The organism is Desulfosarcina sp., assembly GCF_041551955.1.
Lineage (GTDB): Bacteria > Desulfobacterota > Desulfobacteria > Desulfobacterales > Desulfosarcinaceae > Desulfosarcina.
In genome coordinates, this window is the sequence record NZ_JBFELV010000378.1 from 1 (window position 1) to 5,071 (window position 5,071).

General features: G+C 57.5%; 5 protein-coding genes and 1 pseudogene. 2 read left to right on the forward strand and 4 right to left on the reverse strand.

Annotated features, from left to right (window positions below; all coding sequences use genetic code 11):
* The 3 genes and pseudogenes from ABYV26_RS20515 to ABYV26_RS20525 all read right to left on the reverse strand — a co-directional run.
* Positions 1-336, reverse strand: a pseudogene (locus tag ABYV26_RS20515) (hypothetical protein); the annotation flags it as partial.
* A gap of 354 nt (positions 337-690) precedes the next feature.
* Positions 691-1,983 carry a class II D-tagatose-bisphosphate aldolase non-catalytic subunit gene (locus ABYV26_RS20520; RefSeq protein WP_372683225.1) on the reverse strand — a complete coding sequence of 431 codons (1,293 nt, stop codon included), beginning with the start codon at positions 1,981-1,983 and terminating at the stop codon, positions 691-693.
* Positions 1,984-2,081: 98 nt separating this feature from the next.
* Positions 2,082-2,564: an adenosine-specific kinase gene (locus ABYV26_RS20525; protein WP_372683226.1), complete on the reverse strand. Its 483-nt coding sequence runs from the start codon at positions 2,562-2,564 to the stop codon at positions 2,082-2,084.
* Between the two features lie 636 nt (positions 2,565-3,200).
* On the opposite strand from ABYV26_RS20525, the gene ABYV26_RS20530 reads away from it, so the two are divergent.
* Positions 3,201-3,539: a hypothetical protein gene (locus ABYV26_RS20530; protein WP_372683227.1), complete on the forward strand. Its 339-nt coding sequence runs from the start codon at positions 3,201-3,203 to the stop codon at positions 3,537-3,539.
* Between the two features lie 7 nt (positions 3,540-3,546).
* On the opposite strand, the gene ABYV26_RS20535 is transcribed toward ABYV26_RS20530, so the two are convergent.
* Positions 3,547-3,840 carry a hypothetical protein gene (locus ABYV26_RS20535; RefSeq protein ID WP_372683228.1) on the reverse strand — a complete coding sequence of 98 codons (294 nt, stop codon included), beginning with the start codon at positions 3,838-3,840 and terminating at the stop codon, positions 3,547-3,549.
* 660 nt (positions 3,841-4,500) lie between these two features.
* On the opposite strand from ABYV26_RS20535, the gene ABYV26_RS20540 reads away from it, so the two are divergent.
* The coding region (locus tag ABYV26_RS20540) for a P-loop NTPase (protein WP_372683229.1) at positions 4,501-5,071 on the forward strand (571 nt) is incomplete at its 3' end.

Consider the following 5,071-nt stretch of genomic DNA (forward strand, 5'->3'; position numbering starts at 1 on the left):
CAGTACATCCTGCTCCCCGGATTCCACTCCCAGCTTGGCCATGACACACCCGGATACTTTCAGTCCCCTCGCAAAGTCCGGGTCGGTGAGGTGCCGGGTGACCCGGGCGAACCCATACCAGGGCTCACCGGGCAGGTGGTCGATCAGATGCCCCGGCATACGGGGAGACAGGGCATTGTCCAGAAAATAGACCAGCCCCGCTGAAGCTTGAATCGCCACCTGTTTCAGATCTTCCACAATCGCCTGGTAACTGCCCTCGAACATACGGGCGCCGGCGTCATTGAAGACCATCAACCGGCCGTCAGCGATCTTACTCAGGGTTTCGATACGAATCATAATTCACTGTTGACGGCTTTGTAAATAGTCCGATGTCTGCGTCACGCTTCATCCTTCGTCACTGCGGCGCATGTTTACTGCCGCGATCCCTTGACAGCACGAGACCTGAAGTCCTCCAGCTTTGCCGGAGGGTAGTCAAAATGAGATAAGCCATGCCATCCTTGGAATTCACCATTCGTGACATCCAGAAAGGGGGTAGAAACTTGGCAATATCCATCATGATACCTCTATTTCATCTAAGCGCACATGACGATGTTATGAAACGGCTCACCGTGCTCACAACCTGCCTGGTTGCTCCGCTTTTTCGCCGTTGCATGCCTTAACAGATGTCAGCCCATCTGTTTTGCACCGACATCATCTAGACGCCCTATGCGCGTGTCTTCGGCAGGCATCGACATAAGGGTGCAAGGCGGACTGGATGCGTGCCTGAAGGATGGCCGCCGGTATCGCGGGCAGGGCTCCGCTGGTGATGGCTTCGGTCAGGTCGGGGAGGAACTGCAGCAGCAGCGGGCGCGGAATGGGCTTGCTAAGGTTGTGCATCAACTGTTCACAGGCCTTTCGGGCTTCGGTCCGGGGCCAGTAATACCGGATGCGGTCGCGAAGGCCGTACCGGCGCAGATAGTGTCGCTCCTGTGCGGTGCCGTGGCAGTGGGTGTCCCAGTGTTCGGGGTGGGCCTGCATCAGCCGCTCCATGACCGCCATCAGGTTGGACGGATGGGCCAGGCCGGGGAGTTCATTTTCGATGTGGGCCAGGGCAAAGAGCGCTTCGCGCAGGGCAAAGGTGAGACAGGGGCCGATTTTGAGCAGGGTAAAGTGATCCCTTACCATCTGTTTCAGGGCCGACGGGGTCTGATAATCGACGGCGTGAATTTCAAATGTCATGGCGTTGGGCAACCGCTCGTGGAATGCCGACAGTTTCGCTGCCGCCTGCCAATCGTAGGCGGCCACCCGGTGGTTGTCGAAATCCACACCGGGCTGCACCACCACGGCGACGATCCGCTGCCAGGCCTGCTCGACTCCCGCCCGACTGAAGGCTTCTTCATAGTGCGCCAGTTCAACCTTCAGGTCCTCAGGGTTGGTGACGGTCATGGTCCCGTCCGGCCCCAGGGCTCCGCCCGGTGCCGGCACCTCGGTTCCGATCACATATAATGGCGGTCGTTTTCGGAAATGGCCGGCGGCTGATTCGGCGGCCCGGCACAGGGTTGCGGCCCGCTGCGCCGCCAGCCTCGTCGGCAGGCGGCCCCCGGGGTCATCGGCGCACGAACGGCCGGTGTCCAGATGCAGCTTACCGTACCCGGCGGCCACAAAGGATCGGGTCAACGCCTCGGCGTGAGCCATGGCTTCCACTGCCGGCAGGTGGCGCCAGAGGTGGGGGCCGAGATGATCGGCCCCCAGCAGGATCTGCTCCGATGTCAATCCTCGATCGGCTGCCAGGCGCGTCATGTGGTCGGCAAAATCAGCCGGGGTCATGCCGGTATAACCGCCGGACAGGTTGACTTGGTTGGCCGTGGCCTCCACCAGCAGCGGCGTGCCCTCCTTTTTGGCCTCGACGGCGACCGCCGCCAATACCAGTGGATGCGCCGAGCATACGGCCACTTGACCTCGGCTAAGGCCGGAAAAAGGCCTGCTGCGCAGGTCGTTCAGCATGTGATGCGACGATCTTTCAGCATCTCGTGTAGAGTCCCTCTTGGCTATCGGTCCGGCGCCGTGTGGGTATACACCACGGCAGGTTCGGGTCGCTGCAATTACATTTTGTAGCCGATGGCACGCAGGAAGGATTTTCGTTTGGCGATATCGGCCTCCCCCTCAATGCCTTTGGCGGCAAAACCGTCGATGACCCCCAGGATGCCGCGCCCCAGCGAGCTTTCAGCAATGATCACTTCGACCGGATTGGCCGTGGCGCAGAAGATCCGGCACACCTCCGGTACCTGTTTGATCGTGTTGAGGATGTTGACCGGGAACATGTCGCGCATGAAAATGATGAAACAGTGCCCGGCCCCTAAGTTCAGGGCGTTTTTTTGGGAAAGCCCGATCAAGCCCTCATCCGTGCCGGCAGAGCGCACCAGGCAGACATCGGAGGCTTCGCAGAAGGCGATGCCGAATTTGGCGCCGGGCACCGTATTGACGATGGCCTCATAAACATCCTCCACGGTTTTAATGAAGTGGGACTGCCCCAAGATGAAATTGAGCTGTTCGGGATTGTCGATCGTGACGGTTTTCATTTCCATGGCATCTTCTCCTTTATCAAATTGAGCCTGTCAAGGAAATCTGGGTGGCGGTGCATCCGGACCCGTTTTTTTAACGCGGTTCTACCGCCAACAGGCTGTTCCGCCTTTCGGCGCTTTTTAGCGGGCGGCACCCCCTGCACGGGAAGGCCATTTCAATTTATTCAGAAAACGCCGGTTTAACAAGTCTATTGTGGAGGCAGGTCCGGCTATCCCTGCTGATGTTTCACCACCTGTGCGCAGCCTGGCAGCTCTATCGGCTGCTGTGCTGAAGGCACATGGGCAACCTGCCGCCATTGCCTCTCAATCAAGGCCTCACCCCTCACGGTGACTGACGGCCCCGGTGGCGAAAAGAGCGTCGACCCAAATTTTTCCGATCGGTGTGCAAAAATTGCAACCGAATAGGGTCTGGTTTGGTGGCAGGGCCACAAATTACAAATGATTTCAATGGGGAAAAAATTGGAATCGAAATTGCTTCTCATTGAGAAGACACCCATTCCAGCTCCGCGTTGTAAGGCCTGTTGCCCAGATCCTCGCATGAGACCCACACCATTTGGCTTCCTGTTCTCGATAGGCCTCGGGAGTCGCGACGCACCGACGTCGCAATATAAACTGTAAACCATATGAGAGGAGGAAGAAATGAAGACGTTTTTGATCGTTGCTGCATTGGGTTTTGCCTTTTTTTTCGTTATCGCCTGTTCGGAAAAGCCGCCGGCCACCATGGGGCAGGTCGAACAAAGCGAAACGAAGGCATCACCTCAGATGGCGGCATCGGCCGGGGCCGAGGTTGCCGAGATCGACGGGAGGTTGGTTCAGACTGAAAAAGGCCTGGCGCTTGCCACAGGAACGGATGCCTATGTGGTGGCCGGCAAGGACCTGTCGGAGATGGTCGGCAAACTGGTCAAAGTCACCGGCACGATTGCCGAGGTCGAGGGCGGTCAGGTCATCGATGTTATGACGGTTACCCCCATCGAATAGGATTGATTCACAATATCGTGAAGTATATGGCGCCTCCCGGTTTCTTTGACTGGGAGGCGCCATTGTCATTCTTGGCAGCCAGTTTGCGCGGGGCGGTGATGCCGATGCCGGCTTTGCACGGTTCGGAAAAGCAGTGCTTGTAAAACAGGTTGGTCACCAGGGGCGCTTCGCCGCCGTCACTCCCGTTGCCCCCGGCAAGCGGCGTCGTCAACACAGTGGTCGAGCCCGGGTGCTTGAACTCGGCACTATGGATAATATAGTGGGCGCCGACACACAGCTCGTTGCCGGACTGCAGGGCCATACCGGCCGGGTTGAAAAATCGGTGCTGGCAATCTGGGCAACGGATTCCGCACCGGCGTAGGCATACTCAGCACTGGCGGCGCTCTGCTCGATGATGGCAAAACCCGAGCTGGCTGCGCTGCCGTTGAAGAGAAGAACGCACGAAAGGGTTGCCACCGCCAGAACCAACCAAGACCCGTGTTGTTTCTTTTTCATAATCCCCTTCCTCCTTTTGTTTTTGCCGTTTTAGCCGATGATGATACCTGACTGGGTGAGAGCGCTTTAGCATGCGCTATCGTGCCGCTGAATTAACCGGGGCCCCTGGAGTGATATCGCGCGTTCTGTTGTGCCAGCACGGGGGCAGCAGGTCGATGAAGGGGATGAATTACTGTTCAATTGTCAGCTGATTGGCGCGTGCTTGACAATGGTTTTTTTATCTTTAGGCCGATTTCCAGGCGGCCTGCGCTGAGACCCGGGGCCAAACCTTGATTTGTGACCCCAAAATAGCTTATTGAATGGTCACGGTTGGATAACCGATGGATTAGCGAAGTGGTTGTATCGTGCCGCACGGCAGCGGCGATGATTGTTTTCTGCCGGCGGGCACGACGGGTGAACAGAGGCTGATCCCTGTGATATGGGCAGATAGCGGGTACCTGTGGAAAACGTTGGAGATACTGAATCGATGCCGAAGATCTATCCAATCGGGGGGGGGAAAGGCGGGGTTGGCAAGAGCTTTGTCGCCGCCAGCCTGGGGGCGCTGATTGCCAGGCACGGCAGGACGGTTGCCCTGATCGATCTGGATCTGGGCGCCTCCAATCTGCATACCTTTTTAGGGATGTCGGCGCCCAGGGACGGGTTGAACCGCTTTTTGAATAAGCATGCGCCAACCCTGGAAGCCACAGCGGCTCCCACCCCGGTCGCGAACCTCTTTCTGATCAGTTCCTCCACTTGTTCCATGGAGATTGCCAACCTGTTCTATGCCCAAAAAATCAAGCTGATCCATGCCATCAAGAGGCTTCCCTTTGACTATGTACTCATCGATCTGGGTGCCGGGACCAATTTCAACACCCTTGATTTTTTCCTGACTTCCAGCAGCGGGATCTTTGTGTGCACCCCCGAACCCACCTCCATTGAAAATGCGTTCCGATTCATCAAAGCCGTCTACCTGAGAAGAATCAAACAGCTGATCAAGCGTTACGATTTCGATGCACAGGCAAAAGCGGCGGTGCTGGTAGCGGCGTCCAATGCGCTGA

Excerpts from the sequence above, each read along its gene's own strand:
- ABYV26_RS20520 (WP_372683225.1), bottom strand. The coding sequence starts at position 1,983 with ATGCTGAACGACCTGCGCAGCAGGCCTTTTTCCGGCCTTAGCCGAGGT.
- ABYV26_RS20525 (WP_372683226.1), bottom strand. The coding sequence starts at position 2,564 with ATGGAAATGAAAACCGTCACGATCGACAATCCCGAACAGCTCAATTTC.
- ABYV26_RS20530 (WP_372683227.1), top strand. The coding sequence starts at position 3,201 with ATGAAGACGTTTTTGATCGTTGCTGCATTGGGTTTTGCCTTTTTTTTC.
- ABYV26_RS20535 (WP_372683228.1), bottom strand. The coding sequence starts at position 3,840 with ATGGCCCTGCAGTCCGGCAACGAGCTGTGTGTCGGCGCCCACTATATT.